The 22,317-nt window shown below is 71.9% G+C and carries 29 protein-coding genes; 19 read left to right on the forward strand and 10 right to left on the reverse strand.

Going from position 1 to position 22,317, the window contains the following annotated elements; translation table 11 throughout:
• Positions 1 to 7: 7 nt before the first annotated feature.
• Positions 8 to 358, forward strand: a complete 351-nt coding sequence (locus FZ046_RS04665) for a metallopeptidase family protein (RefSeq protein ID WP_070355445.1) — start codon at positions 8 to 10, stop codon at positions 356 to 358.
• A 68-nt stretch (positions 359 to 426) separates the two neighbouring features.
• Complete coding sequence (locus FZ046_RS04670; RefSeq protein WP_070355467.1) at positions 427 to 621, forward strand: hypothetical protein; 195 nt, start codon at positions 427 to 429, stop codon at positions 619 to 621.
• 5 nt (positions 622 to 626) lie between these two features.
• On the opposite strand, the gene FZ046_RS04675 is transcribed toward FZ046_RS04670, so the two are convergent.
• Together FZ046_RS04675 and pheA are read right to left on the reverse strand one after the other, a co-directional pair.
• Positions 627 to 1,310, reverse strand: a complete 684-nt coding sequence (locus FZ046_RS04675; protein WP_070355446.1) for a histidine phosphatase family protein — start codon at positions 1,308 to 1,310, stop codon at positions 627 to 629.
• On the reverse strand, positions 1,307 to 2,233 hold the full coding sequence (pheA, locus tag FZ046_RS04680) for a prephenate dehydratase (protein WP_070355447.1): 927 nt from the start codon (positions 2,231 to 2,233) through the stop codon (positions 1,307 to 1,309). Before pheA ends, FZ046_RS04675 begins: the two co-directional genes overlap by 4 nt.
• Positions 2,234 to 2,321: 88 nt before the next feature.
• Here pheA and FZ046_RS04685 point away from each other — a divergent pair, with 88 nt between their 5' ends.
• The 4 genes from FZ046_RS04685 to FZ046_RS04705 all read left to right on the forward strand — a co-directional run bounded on the left by FZ046_RS04685 (position 2,322) and on the right by FZ046_RS04705 (position 5,882).
• On the forward strand, positions 2,322 to 3,128 hold the full coding sequence (locus tag FZ046_RS04685) for a DUF2470 domain-containing protein (RefSeq protein ID WP_070355448.1): 807 nt from the start codon (positions 2,322 to 2,324) through the stop codon (positions 3,126 to 3,128).
• Positions 3,129 to 3,153: 25 nt separating this feature from the next.
• The gene (locus tag FZ046_RS04690; protein ID WP_070355449.1) at positions 3,154 to 3,921 is read left to right on the forward strand and encodes a CPBP family intramembrane glutamic endopeptidase; all 768 of its coding nucleotides are present in this window, start codon (positions 3,154 to 3,156) and stop codon (positions 3,919 to 3,921) included.
• A 30-nt stretch (positions 3,922 to 3,951) separates the two neighbouring features.
• Positions 3,952 to 5,226, forward strand: a complete 1,275-nt coding sequence (locus tag FZ046_RS04700; RefSeq protein WP_407664446.1) for an LCP family protein — start codon at positions 3,952 to 3,954, stop codon at positions 5,224 to 5,226.
• Positions 5,227 to 5,336: 110 nt separating this feature from the next.
• Positions 5,337 to 5,882 carry a ferritin gene (locus FZ046_RS04705; protein ID WP_070356434.1) on the forward strand — a complete coding sequence of 182 codons (546 nt, stop codon included), beginning with the start codon at positions 5,337 to 5,339 and terminating at the stop codon, positions 5,880 to 5,882.
• Position 5,883: 1 nt separating this feature from the next.
• Here the strand turns inward: FZ046_RS04705 and FZ046_RS04710 are convergent, their stop codons facing one another.
• Genes FZ046_RS04710 through FZ046_RS04720 form a run of 3 tightly spaced genes read right to left on the reverse strand, consistent with a single transcriptional unit; the run spans position 5,884 to position 8,089 of the window.
• Positions 5,884 to 6,708, reverse strand: coding sequence for a glycerophosphodiester phosphodiesterase (locus FZ046_RS04710; RefSeq protein ID WP_070356432.1), 825 nt, complete (start codon positions 6,706 to 6,708; stop codon positions 5,884 to 5,886).
• Positions 6,709 to 6,712: 4 nt separating this feature from the next.
• A complete protein-coding gene (locus tag FZ046_RS04715; protein ID WP_149484195.1) occupies positions 6,713 to 7,726 on the reverse strand; it encodes a DUF4328 domain-containing protein in 1,014 nt (337 codons plus the stop codon).
• An 18-nt stretch (positions 7,727 to 7,744) separates the two neighbouring features.
• The gene (locus FZ046_RS04720; protein ID WP_070356338.1) at positions 7,745 to 8,089 is read right to left on the reverse strand and encodes a rhodanese-like domain-containing protein; all 345 of its coding nucleotides are present in this window, start codon (positions 8,087 to 8,089) and stop codon (positions 7,745 to 7,747) included.
• Between the two features lie 353 nt (positions 8,090 to 8,442).
• On the opposite strand from FZ046_RS04720, the gene FZ046_RS27270 reads away from it, so the two are divergent.
• Entirely contained in the window at positions 8,443 to 8,592 is a 150-nt protein-coding gene (locus FZ046_RS27270) for a hypothetical protein (protein WP_170292390.1), read from the forward strand.
• Positions 8,593 to 8,681: 89 nt separating this feature from the next.
• Here FZ046_RS27270 and sodN read toward each other — a convergent pair whose 3' ends face one another.
• Complete coding sequence (gene sodN / locus FZ046_RS04725; RefSeq protein WP_070356340.1) at positions 8,682 to 9,104, reverse strand: superoxide dismutase, Ni; 423 nt, start codon at positions 9,102 to 9,104, stop codon at positions 8,682 to 8,684.
• A 55-nt stretch (positions 9,105 to 9,159) separates the two neighbouring features.
• Here sodN and FZ046_RS04730 point away from each other — a divergent pair, with 55 nt between their 5' ends.
• The 3 genes from FZ046_RS04730 (at position 9,160) to FZ046_RS04740 (ending at position 11,067) form a co-directional block, all read left to right on the forward strand.
• A complete protein-coding gene (locus FZ046_RS04730) occupies positions 9,160 to 9,480 on the forward strand; it encodes a S26 family signal peptidase (RefSeq protein ID WP_407664447.1) in 321 nt (106 codons plus the stop codon).
• Positions 9,481 to 9,611: 131 nt separating this feature from the next.
• On the forward strand, positions 9,612 to 10,169 hold the full coding sequence (locus FZ046_RS04735; protein ID WP_070356342.1) for a peptidase: 558 nt from the start codon (positions 9,612 to 9,614) through the stop codon (positions 10,167 to 10,169).
• A gap of 499 nt (positions 10,170 to 10,668) precedes the next feature.
• Positions 10,669 to 11,067, forward strand: coding sequence for a helix-turn-helix domain-containing protein (locus FZ046_RS04740; protein ID WP_070356347.1), 399 nt, complete (start codon positions 10,669 to 10,671; stop codon positions 11,065 to 11,067).
• Between the two features lie 36 nt (positions 11,068 to 11,103).
• Here FZ046_RS04740 and FZ046_RS04745 read toward each other — a convergent pair whose 3' ends face one another.
• The 3 genes from FZ046_RS04745 to FZ046_RS04755 form a co-directional block, all read right to left on the reverse strand.
• A complete protein-coding gene (locus FZ046_RS04745; protein ID WP_070356343.1) occupies positions 11,104 to 12,234 on the reverse strand; it encodes a hypothetical protein in 1,131 nt (376 codons plus the stop codon).
• Positions 12,231 to 12,722: an ImmA/IrrE family metallo-endopeptidase gene (locus tag FZ046_RS04750; RefSeq protein ID WP_070356344.1), complete on the reverse strand. Its 492-nt coding sequence runs from the start codon at positions 12,720 to 12,722 to the stop codon at positions 12,231 to 12,233. The genes FZ046_RS04745 and FZ046_RS04750 overlap by 4 nt, the downstream gene beginning before the upstream one ends.
• Positions 12,723 to 12,783: 61 nt before the next feature.
• Positions 12,784 to 14,175: a hypothetical protein gene (locus FZ046_RS04755; RefSeq protein WP_125939886.1), complete on the reverse strand. Its 1,392-nt coding sequence runs from the start codon at positions 14,173 to 14,175 to the stop codon at positions 12,784 to 12,786.
• A gap of 206 nt (positions 14,176 to 14,381) precedes the next feature.
• Between FZ046_RS04755 and FZ046_RS04760 the strand changes: the two genes are divergently transcribed.
• The 7 genes from FZ046_RS04760 (at position 14,382) to rraA (ending at position 18,841) form a co-directional block, all read left to right on the forward strand.
• Positions 14,382 to 15,038, forward strand: coding sequence for a DUF6474 family protein (locus FZ046_RS04760; protein WP_070356346.1), 657 nt, complete (start codon positions 14,382 to 14,384; stop codon positions 15,036 to 15,038).
• A gap of 7 nt (positions 15,039 to 15,045) precedes the next feature.
• The gene (locus FZ046_RS04765; protein WP_149484196.1) at positions 15,046 to 15,573 is read left to right on the forward strand and encodes a hypothetical protein; all 528 of its coding nucleotides are present in this window, start codon (positions 15,046 to 15,048) and stop codon (positions 15,571 to 15,573) included.
• Between the two features lie 30 nt (positions 15,574 to 15,603).
• On the forward strand, positions 15,604 to 16,272 hold the full coding sequence (locus FZ046_RS04770; protein WP_070356450.1) for a YcnI family copper-binding membrane protein: 669 nt from the start codon (positions 15,604 to 15,606) through the stop codon (positions 16,270 to 16,272).
• Complete coding sequence (locus tag FZ046_RS04775) at positions 16,269 to 16,790, forward strand: copper resistance CopC family protein (RefSeq protein ID WP_246182905.1); 522 nt, start codon at positions 16,269 to 16,271, stop codon at positions 16,788 to 16,790. Before FZ046_RS04770 ends, FZ046_RS04775 begins: the two co-directional genes overlap by 4 nt.
• Complete coding sequence (locus FZ046_RS04780; protein ID WP_246183008.1) at positions 16,766 to 17,722, forward strand: CopD family protein; 957 nt, start codon at positions 16,766 to 16,768, stop codon at positions 17,720 to 17,722. The genes FZ046_RS04775 and FZ046_RS04780 overlap by 25 nt, the downstream gene beginning before the upstream one ends.
• 85 nt (positions 17,723 to 17,807) lie before the next feature.
• Positions 17,808 to 18,305, forward strand: coding sequence for a hypothetical protein (locus FZ046_RS04785; protein WP_070352756.1), 498 nt, complete (start codon positions 17,808 to 17,810; stop codon positions 18,303 to 18,305).
• Positions 18,306 to 18,358: 53 nt separating this feature from the next.
• Entirely contained in the window at positions 18,359 to 18,841 is a 483-nt protein-coding gene (gene rraA / locus FZ046_RS04790; RefSeq protein ID WP_070352757.1) for a ribonuclease E activity regulator RraA, read from the forward strand.
• Positions 18,842 to 18,860: 19 nt separating this feature from the next.
• On the opposite strand, the gene FZ046_RS04795 is transcribed toward rraA, so the two are convergent.
• Entirely contained in the window at positions 18,861 to 20,330 is a 1,470-nt protein-coding gene (locus FZ046_RS04795) for a flavin-containing monooxygenase (RefSeq protein WP_070352837.1), read from the reverse strand.
• A 77-nt stretch (positions 20,331 to 20,407) separates the two neighbouring features.
• Here FZ046_RS04795 and FZ046_RS04800 point away from each other — a divergent pair, with 77 nt between their 5' ends.
• Both FZ046_RS04800 and dinB read left to right on the forward strand, forming a co-directional pair.
• Positions 20,408 to 21,049, forward strand: coding sequence for a TetR/AcrR family transcriptional regulator (locus FZ046_RS04800; protein WP_070352758.1), 642 nt, complete (start codon positions 20,408 to 20,410; stop codon positions 21,047 to 21,049).
• 25 nt (positions 21,050 to 21,074) lie between these two features.
• On the forward strand, positions 21,075 to 22,313 hold the full coding sequence (gene dinB, locus FZ046_RS04805) for a DNA polymerase IV (RefSeq protein WP_070352759.1): 1,239 nt from the start codon (positions 21,075 to 21,077) through the stop codon (positions 22,311 to 22,313).
• The last annotated feature ends 4 nt before the right edge of the window (positions 22,314 to 22,317 follow it).

Consider the following 22,317-nt stretch of genomic DNA (forward strand, 5'->3'; position numbering starts at 1 on the left):
TCGCCTCGTGCCGGTACGGGTCGACTCCCGCCGCTTCGAGGAGCTGGTCTCCGACGCGCTCGACACCATCCCGCCGGCGCTGATCGGCGCGCTCGACAACGTCGTCGTCCTCGTCGAGGCGCGGCATCCGGACGATCCCGACGTGCTCGGCATCTACGAGGGCGTGGCGCTCACCGAGCGCGACTCGTTCTACGCGGGGTCGCTGCCGGACGCCATCACGATCTTCCGCGACGCGCTGCTCGACATGTGCGACAGCGAGGAAGAGCTCGTCGAGGAGGTCGCCATCACGGTGGTGCACGAGATCGCCCACCACTTCGGCATCGATGACGAGCGCCTGCACGAACTCGGCTGGGGTTGACCGACGTCACCGCGTCCCGCACCGCGCGGCACCGACCGGACGTCACCGGTCGGTGGGATCATCGACGGATGACCGACTGCCGATACTGCGCGGGCGACGTGGCGCACTGCCACGGCACCGTCATCGTCCACGTGAGCGCGCGCCCGGAATGCACCGAGCCCGACTGCGAGACGCCGGAGGTGGCGCACGCGTTCACCGTCGACTGCATCGCCGTGGGCTGCGCGTGCGACGACGTGACACCGGGCCGGCGCATCGCGATCTAGCGGCGTCAGCCCATCGGGTCGGCGCTCTCCAGGTCCTGATCGGGCTGCGGGTCCGGCTCCGGCGCGAACGGCGGCAGCTCGCGGCCCCACTGCAGGCAGCTCCAGCGGCCGTCGGTGATGGGGCTCAACACGACGCACTCGGTGTTGGCCAGGTGGTGCTCCAGCGCGAAGCCGCCGTCGACCCCGCCGAGCACCGCGCCGACGAGCCGGATGGCGGCACCGTGGCTGACCACCACGACGTCTCCGCGCCACGCGTCGTCGTCGAGGTAGCGCACCCGCAGCTCCTTGACGACCGGCAAATACCGGTCGAGCACTTCGGCGCCCGACTCGCCGCCGGGCACCCGCTCCTCGAGGTGGCCGAGCTGCCAGCGCTCGTAGACCGCGTGGAACGCATCGATGGCGGGTTCGTCGTTGCGATTCTCGTAGTCGCCCGCCTGCACCTCGTGGATGCCCTGCAGCTCGGTGGTCGGCAGCCCGAGTTGGGCGCCGATCTCACCGGCGGTCTGCACTGCCCGCTGCGCCACCGAGTGGGCGAGCAGCCCGACCGGGTGCTCCCAGGTGCGGGCGAAGATGCGCGCCTGCTCCAGCCCGAGTTCGGTCAGCGGCGCACCCGGCGGGCGGGTGTCGAGGCGACGGTCGACGTTCGCGTGCGACTGGCCGTGCCGCACCAGCACCAGCCGGCCCGTCATCGGCTCGTGCCGTTCGGGCCCGCACGCAGGCCGTCGAGCCATCGAGTCGCCTCGTCGCTGGGCGGCGGGACCGCCCCCGCTGCCGTACCGGTGGGCCAGGATCCGAGATATCGCACGTCCCTACAACGACGGTGCAGCGCCTTGAGTGCCTCGGCCACCGGATCGTCGTCGACGTGGCCGACGCAGTCGAGGAAGAAGAGGTACGTGCCGAGTTCGGTCCGGGTGGGCCGGGACTCGATGCGGGTGAGGTCGATGTCGCGGATCGCGAACTCGTTCATCGCCGCGACCAACGCGCCGGGAACGTTCTCCAGGCGCAGCACCACCGACGTGCGGTCGGTGCCGGTACGCGGCGGCGGCGGGCCCGGTCGCCCGGCGAGGACGAAGCGGGTGCGCGCGTTCGGTTCGTCGACGACGCCATCGGCCAGCGCGTCGAGGCGCCAGCGGGTGGCGGCCAGCGCGGTACTCACCCCGGCGTCCGCGACGCCGTTGGCGACGTCGCGGGCGGCCGCGGCATTCGAGTTGGCGGGGACGGGCGTCGCCGTGGGCAGGTGGTCGGCCAGCCAGCGCTTGACCTGGGCCAACGCCACCGGGAACGCGGCAACGGTGCGCACGTCGGCGGCCGTCGTGCCCGGCCGGACCACGATGGAGAAGGCGACGTCGAGGGTGTGTTCGGCGTACACCCGCAGCGGCTCGCCCGTCGCGAGCCCGTCGAGGGTCGGCAGCACCGATCCCTCGATGGAGTTCTCGAACGGCACGCAGGCGAAGTCCGCGGCACCGCCGCGGACCGCGTCGAGGGCGGCGGTCGGGGAATCGGTGGGCATCGGGTCGACCTCGTCGGCCGGCAGTGCGCCGGTGGCGACCATCTGCCACAGCGCCGCCTCGGTGAAGGTCCCCTCCGGTCCGAGGTAGGCGACGCGCGGCACGTGCCAACACTATCGGCTCCGGGAAGCCTTGCACGATTCGGTGAGGCTAGCCTAAGTTAGGCTTACCTCATCAACGGAAGGCTCCTCGATGACCACCTCGAAGGCACCTGCAGTGGCACCGACGACCGCCGAGCGCATCCGCAGCGCCTGCGCCCGCGCGGGCGGCGCGATGCTGGCCGTCGAGGGCGTCGAGCCGACGCCCACCCCGGTCCACCACCTCCTCGAGGACGGCTCGTTCGCGATCACCGTCCCGGCCACCGGCCCGCTCGCCGGCATGGTCGTCGCGTCGGGCGCAGGCGGCATGCAGGCGGTGCTCGAGATGACCGACTACGCGCCGCTGCCGCTGCGCGAACCGGTGCGCTCACTGGTGTGGCTGAGCGGCCGGCTGCATCACGTTCCGGAGCGCGACGTGGCGGGGCTGCTCGACCTCATCGCCGAGGAGAACCCGAATCCCGCACTGCTGCAGGTGAATACCGGTAGCTCGGAGGCCGAGACCGGGGACACCCCGTACGCCCTGATGCGGCTGGAGATCGACTCCGTGGTGGTCGCCGACTCCACCGGCGCCGAATCCGTCGGCCTGGGCACGCTGCTCGAGGCGCAACCCGATCCGTTCTGCACACTCGAGTCGTGCTGGCTGCAGCACCTCGACTCCGCGCACCGCGACGTCGTCGACCGGCTGGCCGAGCGGCTGCCGACGCCGCTGCGTCGCGGCCGCGTCCGCCCGCTCGGCCTGGACCGCTACGGCGTGCGGCTGCGCGTCGAGGACGCCGACGGCGACCACGACGTCCGGCTGCCGTTCGCCAAACCGGTGGACGACGTGACCGGCCTGAGCCAGGCCATCCGCGTGCTCATGGGCTGCCCCTTCCTCAACGGCTTGCGCGCACGACGCATCTAGGGCGCCGCCCGCTACCGTGGCTCCGGTGACCGAGCCGTCGGACGACTTCACCGCCCTGCCGCGCCGGACGATCCGCCTCGAGATCGCCGTCGTCCTGGCGGTCACGTTCGGCCTCTCGGCCTACACCGCGCTGCTGCGTCTCACCGAGGCCGTCGTCCTCGGCCTGTCCGGGCGCACGGTGGCGCTCAACCCGCGGCGCTCGCCGATCGACCTCGTCGACCTCGGCCTCAACCTCGCCTCGGTCTTCCAGCTGCTGGCCTGGGGTGCACTCGGGCTGTACCTGTTGTGGCGCAGCGGCATTCGGCCGGCCGACGTCGGACTGGGCCGCATCCGCGCGACGCCGGACGTGCTCGGCGGCCTGGGCCTGGCCGCCCTGATCGGCCTGCCCGGCCTCGGCCTGTACGTCGTCGGCCGGATGCTCGGCATCGGCGTCGCGGTCGAGCCCGCGGAACTCAACGACACCTGGTGGCGCATCCCCGTCCTGCTGGCCATGGCGTTCGCGAACGGCTGGGCCGAGGAGATCATCGTGGTCGGCTTCCTGATGACGCGGTTGCGACAGCTCGCCTACGGACCGGTCGTCGTGCTCGTCGCGGCCAGCGTGCTGCGCGGGCTCTACCACCTCTATCAGGGGTTCGGCGCCGGCCTCGGCAACGTCGTCATGGGCCTGGTGTTCGGCTACGTCTGGCAGCGCACCGGTCGGCTGTGGCCGCTGATCGTCGCGCACGGCGTGATCGACGCCGTCGCCTTCGTCGGCTACGCGCTCGCCGCCGGCCACCTGGGCTGGCTGCGCTGAGACGGCGCCGCGCCGACGTACATTGACGACGTGACCCGACCTCCCGACCCGCACCGGCGCCCGCCGCCGCGCGAGCCGTCCCAGGTCATCCGCCGCGACCCGCGGCAGCCTCCTCCCCCGCCGCACAGGCCGGCGCCCCCGCCGCGCCAAGGGCCCCCGCCCCACCAGGCACCGCCCCTGCGTCAGGCGCCGCCCCGTCAGACGCCGGCCCGCCAGGCACCGCCTCCGCTGCAGCGCCGCCCGCCCGTGCCGCCGCCGCAGCGACGCCCGCCACCGCCCGCGCCGCCTGCACCGCCCCGCCGCACGCCGCCGCCGGCAGCGGTGTCCCGTCCGCCCCGCCGCCGCCGGCGCTGGGGCCGCATCCTCGCGGTGTGCCTGCTGGTCCTCGTCGCCGCGGTGGTCGGCACCGGCGTCTGGGTCGACACCAGCCTGCACCGCATCCCCGCGCTCGCGGACTACGCCGACCGGCCGGCGGCCGGGCGCGGGACGACCTGGCTGCTCGTCGGATCCGACAGCCGCCAGCAGCTGACCCCCGAACAGCAGGCCGAGCTGACCACCGGCGGCGACGTCGGCAACGGCCGCACCGACACCATCCTGCTGGTGCACGTACCGGGACTCGGCTCGAGCGCGCCGACGACCATGGTGTCGCTGCCCCGCGACTCCTACGTCAGCATCCCGGACTACGGCGAGGACAAGATCAACGCCGCCTTCGCGGTCGGCGGCGCACCGCTGCTGGCACGCACCGTCGAGGAGGCCACCGGGCTGAGGTTGGACCACTACGCGGAGATCGGCTTCGACGGGTTCGCCGAGCTGGTCGACGCCGTCGGCGGCGTCACGATGTGCCCGGCCGAGCCGATCAGCGATCCGCTCGCCGGCATCGACCTGCCTGCCGGCTGCCAGGAACTGGACGGGCGCACCGCGCTGGGCTTCGTCCGCACCCGCGCGACGCCGCGAGCCGACCTCGACCGCATGGTCAATCAGCGGGCGTTCATGTCGACGCTGATGCACCGGGCCAGCAGCCCGGCGGTGCTCGCCAACCCGCTGCGGTGGTATCCGATGGCGCACGCCGCGTCCGGCGCCGTGACCGTCGACGAGGGTGCGCACGTGTGGGACCTGGCGCGGCTGGCGTGGGCGCTGCACGGCCAGGTCACCACCACGACGGTGCCGATCGGCGAGTTCACCAGTAGCGACTCCGGGTCGGTCGTCGTGTGGGACGACGACGCGTCGCAGCGCCTCTTCAAGGCGCTGGCCGCCGACGCGGCGGTGCCGCAGGACGTGCTGGACGCCGCGGCGGCGGACGGCTGAGCAAATAGACGCCGACGACAGTCGAGGGCACGGCCGACTTAGGCAACGCTGACCTCATTAAGGCATACCTTTGATGACAGCGGCGTCTGACCAGCACTATCGTGGCGGACATGACGGACGCACTGACCCTCGACACCAAGTTCCACCATCTGCTGACCGAGCAGATCCGGATCGAGTTCACCGCGTCGCAGCAATACGTGGCCATCGCCGTGCACTTCGACGGTGACGATCTACCGCAGCTCGCCAAGCTCTTCTACGCCCAGGCCGTCGAGGAGCGCAACCACGCCATGATGCTGGTCCGCTACCTGCTGGACCGCGACGTCGCCGTGGAGATCCCCGGCACCGATCCGGTCCGCAACGCCTTCGACTCGCCGGCCGACGCGCTGCGGCTGGCGCTGGCCCAGGAGCGCGCCGTCACCGAGCAGATCAGCCGGCTCGCCGCGGTCGCGCGCGACGAGGGCGACTACCTCGGCGAGCAGTTCATGCAGTGGTTCCTCAAGGAGCAGGTCGAGGAGGTCGCGACGATGACCACGCTGCTGCGCGTCGCCGAGCGCGCCGGGCACGACGTGTTCCACCTCGAGGACTTCGTCGCCCGGGAGATCACCCCGGCCGGCGCGGACCCCACCGCCCCCAAGGCGGCCGGCGGCAACCTGTAGGTCAGCCCTCGGGCTGGTCGCGGCCGGCGCCGGTGAGTCCCGACTTCAGCCACTCCTTGGTCCGTCCGGGGTGGTTGGTCGCCACCCACGCCACGCCGAGTTCGCCGCAGAAACGCACGTCCTCGTAGTGGTCGACGGTCCAGCAGTACAGCGCACGTCCGTTGGCGGCCGCCTTGTCGACCAGCTCGGGGTGCTCGCGCAACGTCCCGATCGACGGACCCACCGCGGTGGCTCCGACCGTCGTCGCCGCGCTGCCGCCCAGATAGCGCGACGTGTCCCCGAGCAGCACGGTCGGCAGCATGGGCGCCGCCCGGCGGATCCGCCACACCGCCGCGGCGGAGAAGGACATCACGACGGCGCGGGACATGTCGGCAGACGCCGGCGACGCGATGCCGTAGCGGTGCAGCAGCGCCAGCACCTTGCTCTCGACCAGCGCGCCGTAGCGCACCGGATGCTTGGTCTCGATGAACATCTTCACCGGCCGCTGCCAGTCCAGGACCATCGACACCAGGCCGTCGAGCGTCAGTAGGCCGGTGTCCCCGGCGCCGCCACCGGGATGCCAGGCGCCGTAGTCGAGGTCGCGCAGTTCGGCCAGCGTCATCTCGCTGACCAGTCCGGTGCCGTTCGACGTGCGGTCCACCTTGCGGTCGTGCACGCACACCAGGTGGCCGTCGCGGGTGAGCCGCACGTCGCACTCGACGCCGTCGGCGCCCTCGCGCAGCGCCAGGTCGTACGCGGCGACCGTGTGCTCGGGACGGTCGGCGGACGCGCCGCGGTGCGCGACCACGAAGGGGTGGCCACCGAGCGTGCCGTCGCCCGAGTTCATGAGGCTATGCTGCCGGTTCCCGTTGCTCGGTCTCAACCGGAGCGGGCGAACTCACCGATTCGCCCTCGTCGGGGACCATCACCCAGCGCCGCGCCGGGCGGTCCACCGGGTTGCTTTCGAAGCCCTGGAAGACCCGGAACGCCAGCACCAGCGCCGCCAGCCCGACGAGGTAGGCGAGGATCGTCGTGACGGTGTTGTCCGCGATGCCCTGCGGGTCCCGGGTGAAGCTCGTCGCGAAGGCCCAGACCAGCAGTGCGTAGCCGACCACCCAGGCACACCACCACGCGACGACGGCGCCGCGCAGCCGCGCGGTGCGGTGCTCGACGCGCGCCAACTCCAGGACGAACACCGGCGCCCACACCAGGTTGAGGAACGGGACGAGGCAGCCGGCGCGCAGTTCCCAGGTGCTGCGGGGATCCTCGACGCCGCCCGCGGCGTAGGCCGCCGCCCGCCGGGCGATGAGCCAGTTGGTCAGCAGCACGAAGCTGGCGACCACCGCGAAGAGCACCAGCGCGCTCAGCGCGACGCCGATCCACGTCACCGCCCCGGCGATGAACGGGTGCAGCAGCACCGAGCGGTTGACGAGCAGCAGCGCGTAGCGCACGACGTGCGCGAAGACCGCGGCGCCGACGAGGATCGCCGTCGCGACGAGCGCCAGGCGCACCGTGGCGGGCTGCGGCCCCCGCCGCGCGGCGGCCTGGTCGGGCTGCTCGTCCGGGGCGTCGAAGTGCTCGACGAGGCCCCAGCGCGGCACGGTGGCGTAGCGCGGCGTCGGCCCGAGCGGGCGAGCGCCGCGACGCGGCGGCGGCGCGGCACCGGGACGGACCGCGATCCAGCGGTAGCCGGGCGGCAGCTTCGGCGCGCCGCCCGCGGCATCGGTGGTGGGCCGTTGGCCCCACCCGGGTTCGACGGGGTCGGGCGAGGGCGCCAGCAGCGTGCCCTGGCATCGCGGACACCAGCTGCGCTGACGGTCGCGGACGTTCCACCGCGTCCCGCACCGCGAACAGACCTGGATCACCCGACCAGCCTACGACGCTCAGACCGTGCCGACGCCGCCGTCGTCGGTGACCACCGGCCGGCCGGCCTCGGCCCACGCCAGCATGCCGCCGGTGACGTTGATCGGCTCGAAGCCGTTGCGCGAGAGGTACTGGGCGACGCGCTGCGACCGGCCGCCCGCATGGCAGACGACGTAGAGCGTGGCGTCGGCGTCCAGTTCGCCCATGCGCGCCGGTACGTCGCCCATCGGGATGTGCACCGCGCCCTCGGCGTGCCCGCGCTGCCATTCGTCGTCCTCGCGGACGTCGAGGAGTACGACGGCGTCCCCGAACGTCTGCGGAACGTCCCCGATGTCGGCCTGACCGACCTGCTGCCCGTCATCCATCACGCCTCCATGCTGGCACGCGGGCCCCGGCGACCGCGACGGCCACGCGCCGACGCCGCGACTATCCACAGTTTCCACAGGTCTATCCACAGGCCGTGATCAGCGCGAAGGCGCTCTGAGCCGCACAGTCTGGCAGTCAGCTGACCGGCGTTGGGGATGAACCGAGCGGCTTACCCACACGCGGCGGTGACGAAACCTCGCGATCCGAGCGAATGGTGACGGCGGGCAGTAACGCGGCGGCCCCCGAGGCCGATTTCCCCGGTAGCTCGCGGGGGTCTATCATCGTCGTCACGTTGCGCTGTGACAGATCTCACTGGGGGAGCATCTTCAGTCGTGCAGGTCAGGAGTTGGTGATGGCATCACATCCCGTCGGCCCCATGCCGCCGTCCGAGTGGAATCACTCGACCAACCTCTACACGCGCAGTCAAATGATGGCCCTTTTGCGCGCCGGCGTCATCGCGCTGGCGCTGCTGGGCGTCCTCGCCCTCATCGTGCTCGCCTGACGGCACGTCTCGCCCGACCGCCCGTACCAACGGCCGGACACGAGAAAGGGCCCGCTCGACGTCGTCGAGCGGGCCCCTTCGTCGGTGTGTCAGGAGGGCGGGTAGACGCCCATCTGCTTGCCCTTGTCGGTCTGCCAGAAGATGTCGGCGATCTCGTCGATGGTCTTCAGCAGCTTCTCCGCGACGGCGGCGTCAAGCGACTTCTTCACGTCGCCGGCACCGTGCACGCCGTCCCAGAACAGCTGGTGCAGGTTCGGGAACTGCTCGAAGTGGTCCTTGGTGAAGAAGTCGGCCCACAGCACCATCAGGTGATGCTTGACCTCTTCGGCCTGGCGCTCCTTGATGATGATGGCGCGGGCCTTGAAGTGGTCGTCATCGGAGTCGTGGTACTTCTGGATCGTCTTGAGGCAGGACAGCGCCTCGATCTTGGCCTGCGCGGGGTCGTAGACACCGCAGTACAGATCGCAGTGCGCGTGGGCGGGGGTGGCGTTGGAGAAGAGTCGATGCAGCATGGGCTCAACTTACCCTTAGCCCATGCGCGGTAACCATCCCCCGAGGCGTCCTCGGGTGCGGCGTTGGCCCGTGCGGCTGTTCCGCGTCGAGGACGATTCGATGCGGCCGACGCTGACGCCGGGCGACGGCCTCGTCGCGGTGCGCGGGCGTACGCCGCGGCGCGGCGAGCTGCGGGTGTTCCGGCATCCGCACCGGTCGACGCTGTGGCTCGTCAAGCGCGTCGGGGACGTCCTCCCGTCGTCGTCGGGCGCCGTGTTCGAGGCGCTGTCCGACGACCCGGTCGCCGCCGGGGCCGGCGACTCGCGCACCTTCGGTCCGGTGCCCGCCGCCGGTTCCTACCGCGTGCTGTGGACCGTCCGCGCGCCGGCGCACTGACGCCGCGGGCGAACCGGTTTCCCGCTGGCAGTCGTGTCCTCTTGCGTGCCAGGGCGACGCTGCCGCATCCTGACCTGATCGACCCACAGCCGTGTCGGGCCAGGGCCACTGGTGCCGAGGACGGAGGCGACATGGACGGACTGTCCCCACGGGGATCCGGCGAGGACCACAACAGGGCCGTGGAGATCGCGCCCTTCCATGCGGGCGGCTCACTCAAGGGGTTCGTCGTGTCGGGCCGCTGGCCGGATTCCACCAAGGAGTGGGCGCAGCTGCTGATGGTCGCCGTCCGCGTCGCGTCGCTTCCGGGTCTGCTGTCCACGACGACGATCTTCGGCGTGCGCGAGGAACTCCCCGAGTCGCCCGCGCCCGGCACCGTCGGGTTGGTCCTCGCCGAGGGCCCGGTGGTCGGCGAGGCGGCGGTGCCGCCCGGGCACTTCGCCGACCGACTGCCGCCGGCCCTGCTGATGCTGCACCCGCCGTCGGAGACGACGCCATCGCTACCCGAGTGCACGGGTGCCGCGTCGGGATGCGTACTGCTGCCCGGCCTCCCACACCTCGGACTCGAACACCGGGCCGCCTGGGTGGAGGCGGAGTCGGACGGCACCGTCACGTCGATGGTCAGCCGCGTCGGGGTCGACCCGATCAGCCATCCCGACACCGCCATCCTGGCGATGCTTCTCGCGGCCTGACCCGCGCCGCGCCTCCCCCGTCGCGCACCCCCTACGCGAATCGTCGCCAGTTTCGGCCTTCGAGGCCACTGGCTACCCGGCGATGCCCGACGTGACCGGCGTCTCACCCACCCGATCGCGCGACACCCCTGCCCGGGGAGGCGAAGTCAGCTATCCGGGTGTTCAATGCTTCAGTGGGTGAGCAAATGACGAACTTCGTATACCGCTCCTACCTGCTCGGTAGCCGGGAGTGAACGATGGGAAAGCTGTGGCGGTACCCCCGGCACTCGTCATCTCGGCAAAACAACGCAACCGTTAGTATTTGCTTCGCCAGAACAGGCCCTGATGGGGCCCGGTATGGGCGGAACACCAGCTAGGAGCCGTGCACGGGTCCGCGGGCGGCGGGTAGAGTCGAGATTCCGGTGGTTTGCACTTGGCTCTCGTCAGATCAATCGCTACGATGATCAGCAAATACGACGACTGCAACGCCGCCCCGTAACGCGTAGTGGAGGATGAATCGATGAGCATGACGTTCTCGGCCCGGTTGAACCGGCTGTTCGACACGGTCTACCCGCCAGGACGTGGCCCGCATACGTCTGCCGAAGTCATTGCGGCCCTCAAGGCGGAGGGTGTCACCATGTCGGCGCCGTACCTGTCGCAGCTGCGCTCAGGCAACCGGACCAACCCCTCGGTGGCGACCATGGCCGCACTTGCCAACTTCTTCCGCATCAAGCCCGCGTACTTCACCGATGACGAGTACTACGAGAAGCTCGACAAGGAGCTGACGTGGCTCGCGAGCATGCGGGACGAGGGCATCCGCCGTATTGCGGCGAGGACGGTCGGCCTGTCGCCCGAGGCCAAGCAGGACCTGGTCGAGAAGGCCGACGAGCTGCGCCGCCAGGAACACCTCGACGATTAGCCCCACGGGGCGGCCGACCGGACGCCCGGCGAAAATTTACCGCTGCGTCGTTTGACGTGCGGCAACGCCGGCGTCGCGGTCGGTCTTTCGATACTGGTCGGCGATGGCCAGGATCCACTCCCGGTCGGAGTACGTGCTCGGTTGTCGTAGCCAAGTAGGTCCGGGAAACGCCCGGTTTGCCGCCTCGTTCGGCCCGTCATCGCCGGCATGCACCCACTCGGCGATGCGCCGGGCCTGCGCCACCGGCGTGACGGTGTCGGGGTCCGGATCGTCGAAGGAGTGCGGGCCGGCGTCGTCCACCGCGCGGGTGGCCTCCAGGTACAGCGCATCGGAGATCAGCGACATCTGCTCGGCGACGCGGAACAGCAGCGGGCCCCGCGGGCGGACGCCGATGCCGATGTTCGGCTGCCGGCGACTGAGTTCGACGAGCAGCGGCTGGATCACCCGCAGTTCACGTCGCGCGCCGAACCAGTCCTCGATGCTGGGCAGCAGCGATCCGCTGGCGACCACCAGCATCGCGCAGCCGAGCAGGGTGGCCGCCGTCCCGACGCCCACCAGGCGGGTGGTGCCGACGGCGCGCAACAGGAAGAACGCGCTCGCCAGCACGATGAGCGCGATGCCGATGGTGAACACCAGCAGCGCACGGCCCCGACGAGTGCGATTGGAGTGCCGGGCGCCGGCCCACGCGACCAGCGTCAGCGCCAGCAGCACGTAGAGCAGCGGCAGCAGCCACGTCAGTGCCGTGCCTCCCGAGCCGAGGTTGCGCCGCAGGTATTCCTCCGGGGACATCTCGGGCTGCTGCGGCGAGGTGAAGAACGTGACGAGCGTGAAGAGCGCGATGACGCCGGCCACCGCGTACTGCACCATCGCGATCCGCCGCACCGTCGACGGCGCACGGACCGAGGACGCCGACGTGATCATGACGCAGCTGCCCGCGGCGCAGGTCACCAGCGCCACCTGACTCAACACCGTCGAGACGTTGGGCCAGCGCAGCAGCGTGTCGATGAGCAGGGTCAACGGCTGCCAGTTGAGCGCGGCCACCAGACCGAGGCTGCCGAGCGCGAGGATCATCGCCGCACTGACGAGTGACTGCTTGTTGACGAGTGCCCAGCCGATCCGCAGACCGGTCGCGAGGCCGAGCAGGCCGGCGATCACCCAGACGATCAACCAAACGCCTCTCCGAGCCGCACCTGCACGATCGACGAGCGGTCCGACGGGAGGCGGCCGAGACGGTAGATCAGCAGCGCGGCGAAGTCCTCGGCCTCCTGCTCGGCACGCTCGCCGCTGGGACCCATGCAGCCCGTACGCTGGTTGAGCATGTAGCCGATGAGGTCGGTGCTCGCGAGTTCGACGCTGTCCCGCGCCGCCTCGACCACCGAGATGCCCTCGTGCCCGAGCACCAGGTGCCCCAGCTCGTGGGCGAGCGTGCGGTCCCCGGCGGGCAGTCCGCGCTGCAGGAGGAACACGTCGTGGTCGGCGTACTGCCGCCACTGGCCGCAGACCCCGGACGGCAAGTCGGCCATCGTCAGTTCGATCGGGCGGCCGCGGCTGGCGGCGACGGCGTCGACGAGACGCGTCAGTGAGACCTCACCGCGACGCGGCGCGAGATCGAGCACCTGATTCACGGCACGCGTCACGCGACGGCTGGCCGGCATCTCGACCCCCTCTCCACGACCTCACTATGACGCGTCTACCAACGCTTCCGCGGTTGATCCCTCAACTCATGAAGCGTGCCGTGCCGCCGGCGTGGACGGCACGCCCGGCTCTGGCCTGGCGGTATCCGATCAGACCGCCGGCCCCGGTGAGCACCAGGATGCCCGTCACGCCCGGCACCGCCACCGCGGCGACCTGACCGAGACCGGCTGCGCGCAAATACTCGACGTAGCCCATCCGGTAGGTCGGCGCCGGAAGGAGTTCGTTGCCGGTGGCCGTCGCGGATGGGGCCGTCGGCGAATTCTCCGCAGGCGGCGCAGCCGGGGTCGGCTCGGCGCTGCGCGGTGCCGGCTCCAGACTCGGTGCGGCGGGCGCCGTGAGGCGCGGCAGACCCGGCGTCGTCGTGGCACCGGCGCCGCCGCCGTTGCCCCCGGGCGTGCCGACACCGGCGCCCGCGCCTTCCGGCATGACGATGACGGGCAGACTGATCTGCTGGAACGGCAGTTGCGACGCGGCGGTGGCCAGCCCCGTGACGGCGTCGTAGAACGGGTCGATCAGCGTCTGCTGCAGCGTGGTGAGCACCTGGTTGGCGAGCGGGAACTGCGGCAGCGACGGCAGCTGCATCTGGGGCAGCTGCGGCGGCGTGAAGACCGGCGGCTGCCAGGTGGTTCCGCTGCCGTCGTTGTTCGTGTTCGTCGCCGGGGCGGTGAACCACCAGGACCAGGGCCACGCGAGCGGCAGTTGCTCCTCCGTGTGCGCCGCAGCCGCCAGCGCCGCGACGCCGTCCGTCGGCAGGGAGCCGGTCCCACCGTCGGGCACGACGACACCGGGCAGCGTGGTCGGATCGGTGCCGGGCGTCGCGGGGGTGGACGGTGCGCTCGTCGGGCCGCCGGACCCGGACGGGACGGGGGCTGCGCTGGTGGGCGTCTCGGTGACCGGTGCGGTCACCGCGGTGGTCGGCGCGGCCGTCGTGGTGGGCACAACAGTGGTGGGCACGGCCGTGGTCGGCGCGGCCGAGGTGGGCGCCACCACCGACGGCACGGTGACCGACGGTGCCGTGGCGCCGGGGGCCAGGTTGTTGAGGATGCCGGTGATCGTCTCGCCGATCGACGTCCGCGTGGTGGGGGCGCCTCCGGCCGTCGCGCCGGTGCCCGTCGTGCCGGTGGTGGTGCCGGTGGTCGTTCCGGAACCGGAGGTGCCGGTGCGGCCGTTGCCGACGGTGGACGACGGCTTGGTCTGCCCGGAACCGGACGTCGCGGAGTCCGTGCCGGAGGATCCGCTGCCACCGGCGGTGCCGGTGTTCGCCGTCCCGGTGCCGCCCGTCGTGCTGCCGCCCGTCGCGCCGGTACCGCCATCGTCCGGCGCGGCAAACGCCAGCGATGCACTGCTACCGGCCACGAGCAGGCCGGATGCCACCACACACGCGGCGGCGGCGATGCGCGCTCGGAAAGCCACGTCGTCACCACCTCTCAGTACTGCGCCCACCGGCGAAACGTCTCCCGTCGATTGTTGCACAAACGGGTCGGCCTGTTTGCTGGTGCGGCGAACCTCGCGGCGAGGTCAGGGGCGGGACGACGCCTCGTCGGCAGCGGCGATAGTGTGACGGTCGAAGCGCTGCGTACGGCGCCGAATCTCCAGCACACGACCGGGAGGCAGCCGGAATGGGCCTGTTCAGGCGTCGGAAGAGTCGCGCCACCCGCCGGGCCGAGGCCAAGGCCATCAAGGCCAAGGCCAAGTTGGAGGCCCGGCTCTCGGCGAAGAACGAAGTGCGCCGCATCAAGGCCCAGGACAAGCGGCAGATGGCGGCCATCAAGGCGCAGCTCAAGGCACAACGCGAGGGCGACCGCGCCGCGCTGAAGATCGCCGAGGCGCAGCTACGGGCAGCCCGCGAGGGAAAGCTGTTGTCTACGGCGAAGATTCGACGTGTGCTGGCGATCTCCCGCCTGCTGGCCCCGATCGTGGTGCCGGTGGCCTACCGCGCCGCGGTCTCCGCGCGCGGCGTGCTGGACCAGCGCCGCGCCGAGCGCCTGGGCGTCCCGCTCAGCCAGATCGGTCAGTTCTCCGGGGTGGGTGGCGCCCTGTCGGCGCGCATCGCCGGCGCCGAGCAGTCGCTGCGCGAGGTCGCCGAGAAGAAGCCGAAGGACGCCGAGACCAAGCAGTTCGTCTCGGCCATGACCGACCGGCTCAAGGACCTAGCCGCCGCCGTGGCCGCCGCCGAGAACATGCCGGCCAGCCGCCGCCGCGCCGCGCACGCCGCGATCTCCGACCAGCTCGACGGGATCGACGCCGACCTGCTGGCCCGCCTCGGTCTCGTCTGACCCGGCCGTGAGCGCCGGCCGACCGTCTGCTCCCGCGCTGCTGCGCGGGATGGCGGTCGCGGCGTCGACGGCGACCCTGGCCGCCACCGCCCATGCCGCCGCCGGCGGCGGGGTGCCCTCCGGCGCCGCAGCCGTGCAACTGAGTCTCCTGGGCGGTGCACTCGGCGCCGTGGTCGCGGTGCTGCGCGGCGGTCACCGCTTCCCCACGCTGGTCGCCGTCCTCGCCGCCGGTCAGGGGCTGGGCCACCTGCTGCTGTCGGCAGCCGGGCATCATCACGGCGCGGCGGCCACCGCACTGCCGATGCTCGCCGGCCACGCCGCCGCCGTCGTGGCGACGGCGGCGCTCGTCGTCGTCGGCGAAGCGCTCTGCCGCGCCGTCACGGGGGCGGCCCGCGCCGTCGTGCGGCGCCCGGCGCCACCCGAACACCGTGTTCCCGATCCGGTGGTGCGCCGGTGCGACCATCCCCTGCTGGCCACCCGTCTGCTCGTCAAGTCCTGGTCGTATCGAGGGCCCCCGGTCGCTCCCGCGCGCTGACCACTCGACCCCCGAACCCGAAGGCATGACATGTTCCCTCCCCCGGCGTCCTCGCGCGCCCTCATCACGGCCGCCGCGCTCGGCGCGGCCGCCCTCGTCGGCGCCGCCCCGGCGTCGGCGCACGTCCACGTCGACGCGGCCGGTGCCGCCCCGGGCAGCACCTCGGTGCTCGAGTTCCGGGTGCCCGGTGAATCCGAGAACGGCAGTCTGACAACGCAGTTCAGCGTCGCGCTGCCCAACGTCGCATCCGCACGCACCGAGGTGATGCCCGGGTGGACGGCCCGCCTCGACCGCGATGCCGCCGCCGGTACCGTGCGGTCGGTCACCTGGACCGCCGCGCCGAACACCGGCATCTCGGCCGACCAGTTCGCGCTGTTCCGCCTCTCGGTGACGTTGCCGGACACCGAGTCGGTCAGCCTGCCCGCCACGCAGACGTACTCCGACGGCCAGGTGGTGCGGTGGGATCAGCCGCCGCTGCCCGACGGCGGCGAACCCGAGCACCCCGCGCCGGTGCTCACGCTGAGCGGTGAGCCCGCCGGCGGCCACGAGCACGGCGCGTCCGCCGCGACGTCGACGGCCGGACCGGCGCCGGCTGCGACGACCGGCTCCGATGACACCGCCCGCTGGCTGTCCGGAGGTGCGCTGGTCCTCGCGGCGGCCGCCCTCGTGGTGGCGATGCTGCGACGGCGGTCCTCGTGACCGCCCGACTGGCCGGGCTCGCGGCCACGGTGATCCTGGTACTGCTCGCGGGGCTGGCCGGCGCCGGCCCCGCGGCGGCGCACGCCACGCGCACCGGCGCCGATCCCGGTCCCGAGGCGGTGCTCGACCGCGGGCCGGACCGCGTCAGCGCCACGTTCAACGAGGCGCTGCAGGCCAACTTCGCCGCGATGACGGTCGTCGGGCCCGACGGCAACCTCTGGTCCGACGGCGAGCCCACGGTGTCCGGGGCGGTGGTCAGCGTGCCGGTACGGCCGCTGGGCCCGGCCGGGACCTACACCGTCAACTACCGCGTGACGTCGGCCGACGGTCATCCCGTGTCCGGCAGCTGGACGTTCCGGCTCAGCGTCGCGAGCACCGGGACACCCGGCCCACCCGTCGGCGCCCGGGCCGACGGACCCGCCGCCGCGGAGTCCGGTCTCGCGGTGTGGCCGTTCGTGGTCGCGGCGGCCGCGGTGGTGGCGGGTGGTGCGTGGTGGGCGGTCCGGCGCCGGTCGTGACGCGGGCGCGCACGGTCGCGGGCGGGCTCGCCGTCCTGTCCGTCGCCGTCGCGCTCGCGTGGCTGCTGGCCCGTCCGTCGCTGCCGGTCGCCGAGGGCATGCTGCGGGCCGTGGCGGACTGCGCCGCGGTGGTGACACTGGGCCTGGCCGTCGTCGGGTGGCTCGACGTCGACCGGCACCGGCAGGAGCTGACGGTGACCGCCGCCCGCCCGCTGATCGTGGCGGCCGCCGCGTGGGCGGTTGCCGAACTGGCCCGGCTGCCCGTGTCGGCGGCGGATGCGGCGGGAGTGCCGGTGCTGCGGGTCGGCGTCGGCACCACCGTCGAGTTCGCCGCGCACACCGCGCCGGGGCGGGCGGGGTTGGTGTGCGTCGCGGCGGCCGCGGTGGTGTGCGCGGCGTCGTGGTCGACGGTGACCGTGGCACGGCCCGGTCCGGCCGCCACGGTCGTCGTCGCAGGCGCCGCCGCCGTGGGTTTCACCGGCCGGTCCCTGGTCGGCCACCTGTCGGGCGACCCGTGGGGCGGACTGGCCGTCGCGGTGCACGCCCTGGCCGCCGCGCTGTGGTGCGGCACGCTGGCGGCGCTGGTCTTGACGGTGGGGCACCGCGGCCGCTGGTCGCGGGTGCTGCCGCGGTTCTCGCAGCTGTCGCTGGCGTGCGTCGTCGTCCTGGTCGTCGGCGGCGCCGTGGGCGGCGCGGTCGCGCTGACGTCGCCGACGCAGCTGTGGAGCACCGGCTACGGCCGCCTGCTGGCGGCGAAGGTGGTGCTGACGGTGGTGCTGGTGGCGCTGGGCTGGCGCAACCGCACGGTGTGGCTCCCGGCGGCGCGCACGCACCGCGCGACGGCCCGGGTGTCTCGGACCCGGTCGCGCGTCGAGTTGGCGGGGATGGGCGTCGCGCTCGCGCTCGCGGCGGCGCTGGCGGTCACGGGGTAGGCCGTCACGCCCGGACTGGCATGATGGGCTGACCAGCCGCAGGCGGTGACCGTCACCAGGATCGTCGAAGAGGAGCAGCGACACCATGGCAGACCCCCGGGATCTTCCTGGCGAGCAGCCGACCGACCCGCCGCCACCGGCCAAGAAGGCTCCGGCGAAGAAGGCCGTCAAGAAGGCGCCCGCCACACAGCCGGGTACTGGGGCGCCGGCAGCCAAGAAGGCCCCCGCCAAGAAGGCTCCGGCGAAGAAGGCCGCACCGGCCAAGAAGGCGGCGACTGCGAAGAAGGCTGCGTCGCCGTCCCCGGCGAAGAAGGCTGCGCCAGCGGCCCCCGCGAAGAAGGCGGCCCCTGCCGAGGAGCCGACCTCGCAGCCGCCCGCCGTCACGCCGCCTCCCCCGGCGGTCACCGAGGGCGCGAAGGAGACTGCGGCACAGGCGAAGTCGACCGTGGCGAGCGCACCACCGATCCCCCCGCCCGCCATCGTCGAGCCCGAAGCGTCGCGCGTGCCGGTGTTGGCCGCGGTCGCGGCCGGCATCCTGGCGATCGTGGTGGTGCTGCTGGTGCGGCGCAACGCCGAGGACTGACCACGGCGGCGACGGGCGGCGATGAACGCCGTGATCGTCGCTAGCATCGACGGGTGAGCATCGAACCCCGCGCCACGGCCGACCTCGTCGACGACATCTTCCCCGACGTCCGCAGCTGCGATCTGCAGTTGCGCAGCTTCGGCGGCGTCACCACGTTCGCCGGCCCCATCACCACCGTGAAGTGCTTCCAGGACAACGCCCTGCTGAAGTCGATCCTCTCCGAACCGGGTGACGGCGGCGTGCTGGTGATCGACGGCGACGGGTCGTTGCACACCGCCCTGGTCGGCGATCTGATCGCCGGGCTGGGCCGCGACAACGGGTGGGCGGGAATCGTGGTGCACGGCGCGGTGCGCGATGCGGCCGCGTTGCGCACCCTCGACATCGGCATCAAGGCGCTGGGCACCAACCCGAACAAGAGCACGAAGACCGGCGAAGGTGACCGCGATGTCGCGGTCACCTTCGGCGGTGTGACGTTCCGTCCCGGTGAGGTCCTCTACGCCGACGAGGACGGGATCGTCGTCGTCGAACGCCCCTGACGTCGAGGCCTGGGGAGGGTCAGGCGTTGACCGGGGTGCGGTGCTTGGTGAAGTGCAGCGACTCCTCGTCGACCTTGCCCTGACGGATCAGGCGCAGATCGAGGAAGTAGTTCTGCCGCAGTCGCCACGGCGCCTTGTCCCCGGACTTCGGCAGCAGGTGCATCGAGCGCTGGAAGTAGCCCGGTGAGAAGTCCATGAAGGGCTGCTCTTCGATGTCGGACCCCGGATGCTCGGGCGACACGGTGTCGAAGCCGTTGGCGTCCATGTAGTTCAGGACGCGGCAGACGAACTCCGACACCAGGTCGGCCTTCAGCGTCCAGGAGGCGTTCGTGTAGCCGAACGTGATCGCGAAGTTCGGCACGCCCGAGAGCATGAGGCCCTTGTAGGTCATCGTCTTGGTCGGGTCGATCGGCTCGCCGTTGCGGCTGGGCTTCAACCCACCGAGCAGCTGCATGTTCAGACCCGTTGCCGTGATGATGATGTCGGCGTCGAGGTGCTCACCGGAGGTCAGCTGGATGCCGGTCGCGTCGAACCGCTCGATGGTGTCGGTCACCACGTCGGCGGTGCCCTGCCGGATCTTCTTGAAGATGTCGCCGTTGGGCGCCAGGCAGACGCGCTGATCCCACGGCTTGTAGTTCGGCACGAAGTGCTTGTCGTAGTCGAAGCCCTCCGGCAGCCGGCGGGTGGCCATCTCGCGCAGCGCCTTCTTGAAGACGTTGGGGAACCGGCGGGCGACCTGGTACTGCCCGGTCGAGTAGGCGATGGCCTTCCACCGGTTGAGGAAGTGGGCGACGTTGGCCGGCAGGTACTTGTTGGTCTTCTCCGCGAACGGGTCGACGTCGGGCAGCGAGCCGATGTAGGTCGGCGTGCGCTGCAGCATCGTCACGTGTCCGGCGCCGTTGTCGATGAGCGCGGGGATCAGGGTCACGGCGGTGGCGCCGCTGCCGATGACGACGACCTTCTTGCCCTGGTAGTTCAGGTCCTCCGGCCAGTGCTGCGGGTGCACGATCTCGCCGCCGAAGTCGGAGGCGCCGGGGAACTCGGGCGAGTAGCCCTTGTCGTAGTCGTAGTAGCCGCTGCACGCCCACAGGAACGAGCAGGTCAGCGTCGACTCCGTACCACCGTGCTCGTAGGTGACCGTCCACCGGTTGTCGGCGTCGGACCAGTCGGCGGCGACGACGCGGTGGCCGTACCGGATGTGCTGGTCGATGCCGTTCTCGGCGGCCGCCTCCTTGACGTAGGTCAGGATGTCCGGGCCCTCGGCGATGAGCTTCGAGGACCGCCACGGCTTGAAGCGGAAGCCGAGGGTGAACATGTCCGAGTCCGACCGGATGCCCGGGTACTTGAACAGATCCCAGGTGCCACCCATGTTCTCGCGCCGCTCCAGGATGGCGTAGCTCTTCGACGGGCTGCGGTCCTGCAGGTGCCACGCGGCACTGACCCCGGAGATGCCGGCGCCGATGATCAGGACGTCGAGGTGTTCGCTCATGACGGTCACGTTATCAACGCGGTGTTGAATGAGTCAACGGTCTGTTGATAAATTCGACATGCAGTAAAGTAACCGCCGTGACCACCACCAGTCCCAGCCGATCCGGACGCGGCCGGCGTTCGACGCGTCCCTCCGGCGACGACCGCGAGGCGGCGATCCTCGCCACCGCCGAACGGCTGCTGGGCGAGAAGGCGTTCGCCGACATCTCGGTCGACGACCTCGCGAAGGGCGCGGGACTGTCGCGGCCGACGTTCTACTTCTACTTCGCCTCCAAGGAGGCGGTCCTGCTCGCGCTGCTGCAGCCGCTGATCCGCCAGGCCGACACCGGATTCGACGGCGCCATGGACAGGCTGCCCCACGACCCGCGCCGGGCCTTCCTCGAGGGCATCCGTACGTTCTTCACCGCGTTCGGCGACCACGGCGTGGTGGCCCGGGCGGGTACCGAGGCCATCGCCGGCAGCCCGGACGTGCGCGCCGTCTGGTCGGCGTTCATGCAGAAGTGGATCACCCAGACCGCGGCACTCATCGAGGCCGAACGCGCCCGCGGCGCGGCGCCGGACACCATCCCCGCCCACGATCTCGCGACGACGCTCAACCTGATGAACGAGCGTGCGATGACCGCGACACTGGTCGCCGAGGACGGGGCGGTCGCGCGCGACCGGATCGTCGAGACCCTCGCCCACATCTGGCTGACCAGCATCTACGGCGACTCACAGTAGCCCTGTCGCCGGTCCGTGCGAACATGTGTTCGTGTCCGAGGAGGCCGCTGCATCCTTCGGCCGGCCTCCCGCGTCGGCCACGATCCTGCACGCCGACCTCGACTCCTTCTACGCCTCCGTCGAGCAGCGGGACGATCCCGCACTGCGCGGCAGGCCGGTGATCGTCGGCGGCGGCGTCGTGCTCGCCGCGAGCTATGAGGCGAAGGCCTTCGGGGTGCGCACCGCGATGGGCGGGCGGCAGGCACGCCAGCTCTGCCCCCGGGCCATCGTGGTCCCGCCGCGGATGGCCGCGTACTCGGCGGCCAGCGCCGCCGTCTTCGAGGTGTTCCGCGACACCACCCCGCTGGTCGAACCGCTGTCGGTGGACGAGGCGTTCCTCGAAGTCGGTGGCCTGGCCCGGGTGTCGGGCACCCCGGTCGAGATCGGCGCGCGACTGCGGGCCCGGGTGCGCGACGAGGTCGGCCTGCCCATCACCGTCGGCATCGCCCGCACGAAGTTCCTGGCCAAGGTCGCCAGCCAGGAGGCCAAGCCCGACGGGCTGCTGCTGGTGCCGCCGGACCGCGAGCTGGCGTTCCTGCACCCCCTGCCGGTCCGGCGGCTGTGGGGCGTCGGCGCCAAGACCGCCGAGAAGCTCGCCGGCAGCGGCGTGCACACCGTTGCCGACGTCGCGGAGCTGTCCGAGGCGACGCTCGGGTCGATCGTTGGCGGCGCGATGGGCCGGCAGCTGTTCGCCCTGGCGCACAACGTCGACCGGCGCCGCGTCGTCACCGGCGTCCGCCGCCGCTCCGTCGGCGCGCAGCGGGCGCTGGGCCGGGCCGGCAACGCGATGTCCGCCACCGAGGTGGACGCCGTCGTGGTCGACCTGATCGACCGCATCACCCGCCGGCTGCGCAAGGCCGACCGCACCGGCCGCACCGTGGTACTGCGGTTGCGCTTCGACGACTTCGGTCGCGTCACCCGCTCGCACACCCTGCGGCACGCGACTGCCAACACCGACGAGATCCTCGCCGCCGCACGGGAACTCGTCGCGGCGGCCGCTCCCCTGATCGCCGAGCGCGGCCTGACGCTGGTCGGGTTCGCGGTGTCGAACATCGACCGGGACGGCGCCGCCCAGTTGGAACTGCCGTTCCCCCCGCGCGCGGACACCTCGGCGGTCGACGGTGCCGTCGACGCGATCCGCAACCGGTTCGGCACGGCAGCGCTCACCCGCGGCGTGCTGGTCGGCCGCGAGTCGGGCCTGGAGATGCCGACGCTGCCGGAGTGAGCGG

The sequence above is a fragment of the Mycolicibacterium grossiae genome (assembly GCF_008329645.1).
In the GTDB taxonomy this organism is placed as follows: Bacteria; Actinomycetota; Actinomycetes; order Mycobacteriales; family Mycobacteriaceae; genus Mycobacterium; species Mycobacterium grossiae.

Bases quoted from the DNA above. Each gene is read 5' to 3' on its own strand.
- sodN (WP_070356340.1), bottom strand. From the start codon at position 9,104: ATGCTGCATCGACTCTTCTCCAACGCCACCCCCGCCCACGCGCACTGC.
- FZ046_RS04750 (WP_070356344.1), bottom strand. From the start codon at position 12,722: ATGCCGGCCAGCCGTCGCGTGACGCGTGCCGTGAATCAGGTGCTCGAT.
- FZ046_RS04670 (WP_070355467.1), top strand. From the start codon at position 427: ATGACCGACTGCCGATACTGCGCGGGCGACGTGGCGCACTGCCACGGC.
- FZ046_RS04705 (WP_070356434.1), top strand. From the start codon at position 5,337: ATGACGGACGCACTGACCCTCGACACCAAGTTCCACCATCTGCTGACC.
- FZ046_RS04735 (WP_070356342.1), top strand. From the start codon at position 9,612: ATGGACGGACTGTCCCCACGGGGATCCGGCGAGGACCACAACAGGGCC.
- FZ046_RS04770 (WP_070356450.1), top strand. From the start codon at position 15,604: ATGTTCCCTCCCCCGGCGTCCTCGCGCGCCCTCATCACGGCCGCCGCG.
- FZ046_RS04795 (WP_070352837.1), bottom strand. From the start codon at position 20,330: ATGAGCGAACACCTCGACGTCCTGATCATCGGCGCCGGCATCTCCGGG.
- FZ046_RS04710 (WP_070356432.1), bottom strand. From the start codon at position 6,708: ATGAACTCGGGCGACGGCACGCTCGGTGGCCACCCCTTCGTGGTCGCG.
- FZ046_RS04675 (WP_070355446.1), bottom strand. From the start codon at position 1,310: ATGACGGGCCGGCTGGTGCTGGTGCGGCACGGCCAGTCGCACGCGAAC.
- FZ046_RS04760 (WP_070356346.1), top strand. From the start codon at position 14,382: ATGGGCCTGTTCAGGCGTCGGAAGAGTCGCGCCACCCGCCGGGCCGAG.
- FZ046_RS27270 (WP_170292390.1), top strand. From the start codon at position 8,443: ATGGCATCACATCCCGTCGGCCCCATGCCGCCGTCCGAGTGGAATCAC.
- FZ046_RS04740 (WP_070356347.1), top strand. From the start codon at position 10,669: ATGAGCATGACGTTCTCGGCCCGGTTGAACCGGCTGTTCGACACGGTC.
- FZ046_RS04785 (WP_070352756.1), top strand. From the start codon at position 17,808: ATGGCAGACCCCCGGGATCTTCCTGGCGAGCAGCCGACCGACCCGCCG.
- FZ046_RS04720 (WP_070356338.1), bottom strand. From the start codon at position 8,089: ATGGATGACGGGCAGCAGGTCGGTCAGGCCGACATCGGGGACGTTCCG.
- FZ046_RS04685 (WP_070355448.1), top strand. From the start codon at position 2,322: ATGACCACCTCGAAGGCACCTGCAGTGGCACCGACGACCGCCGAGCGC.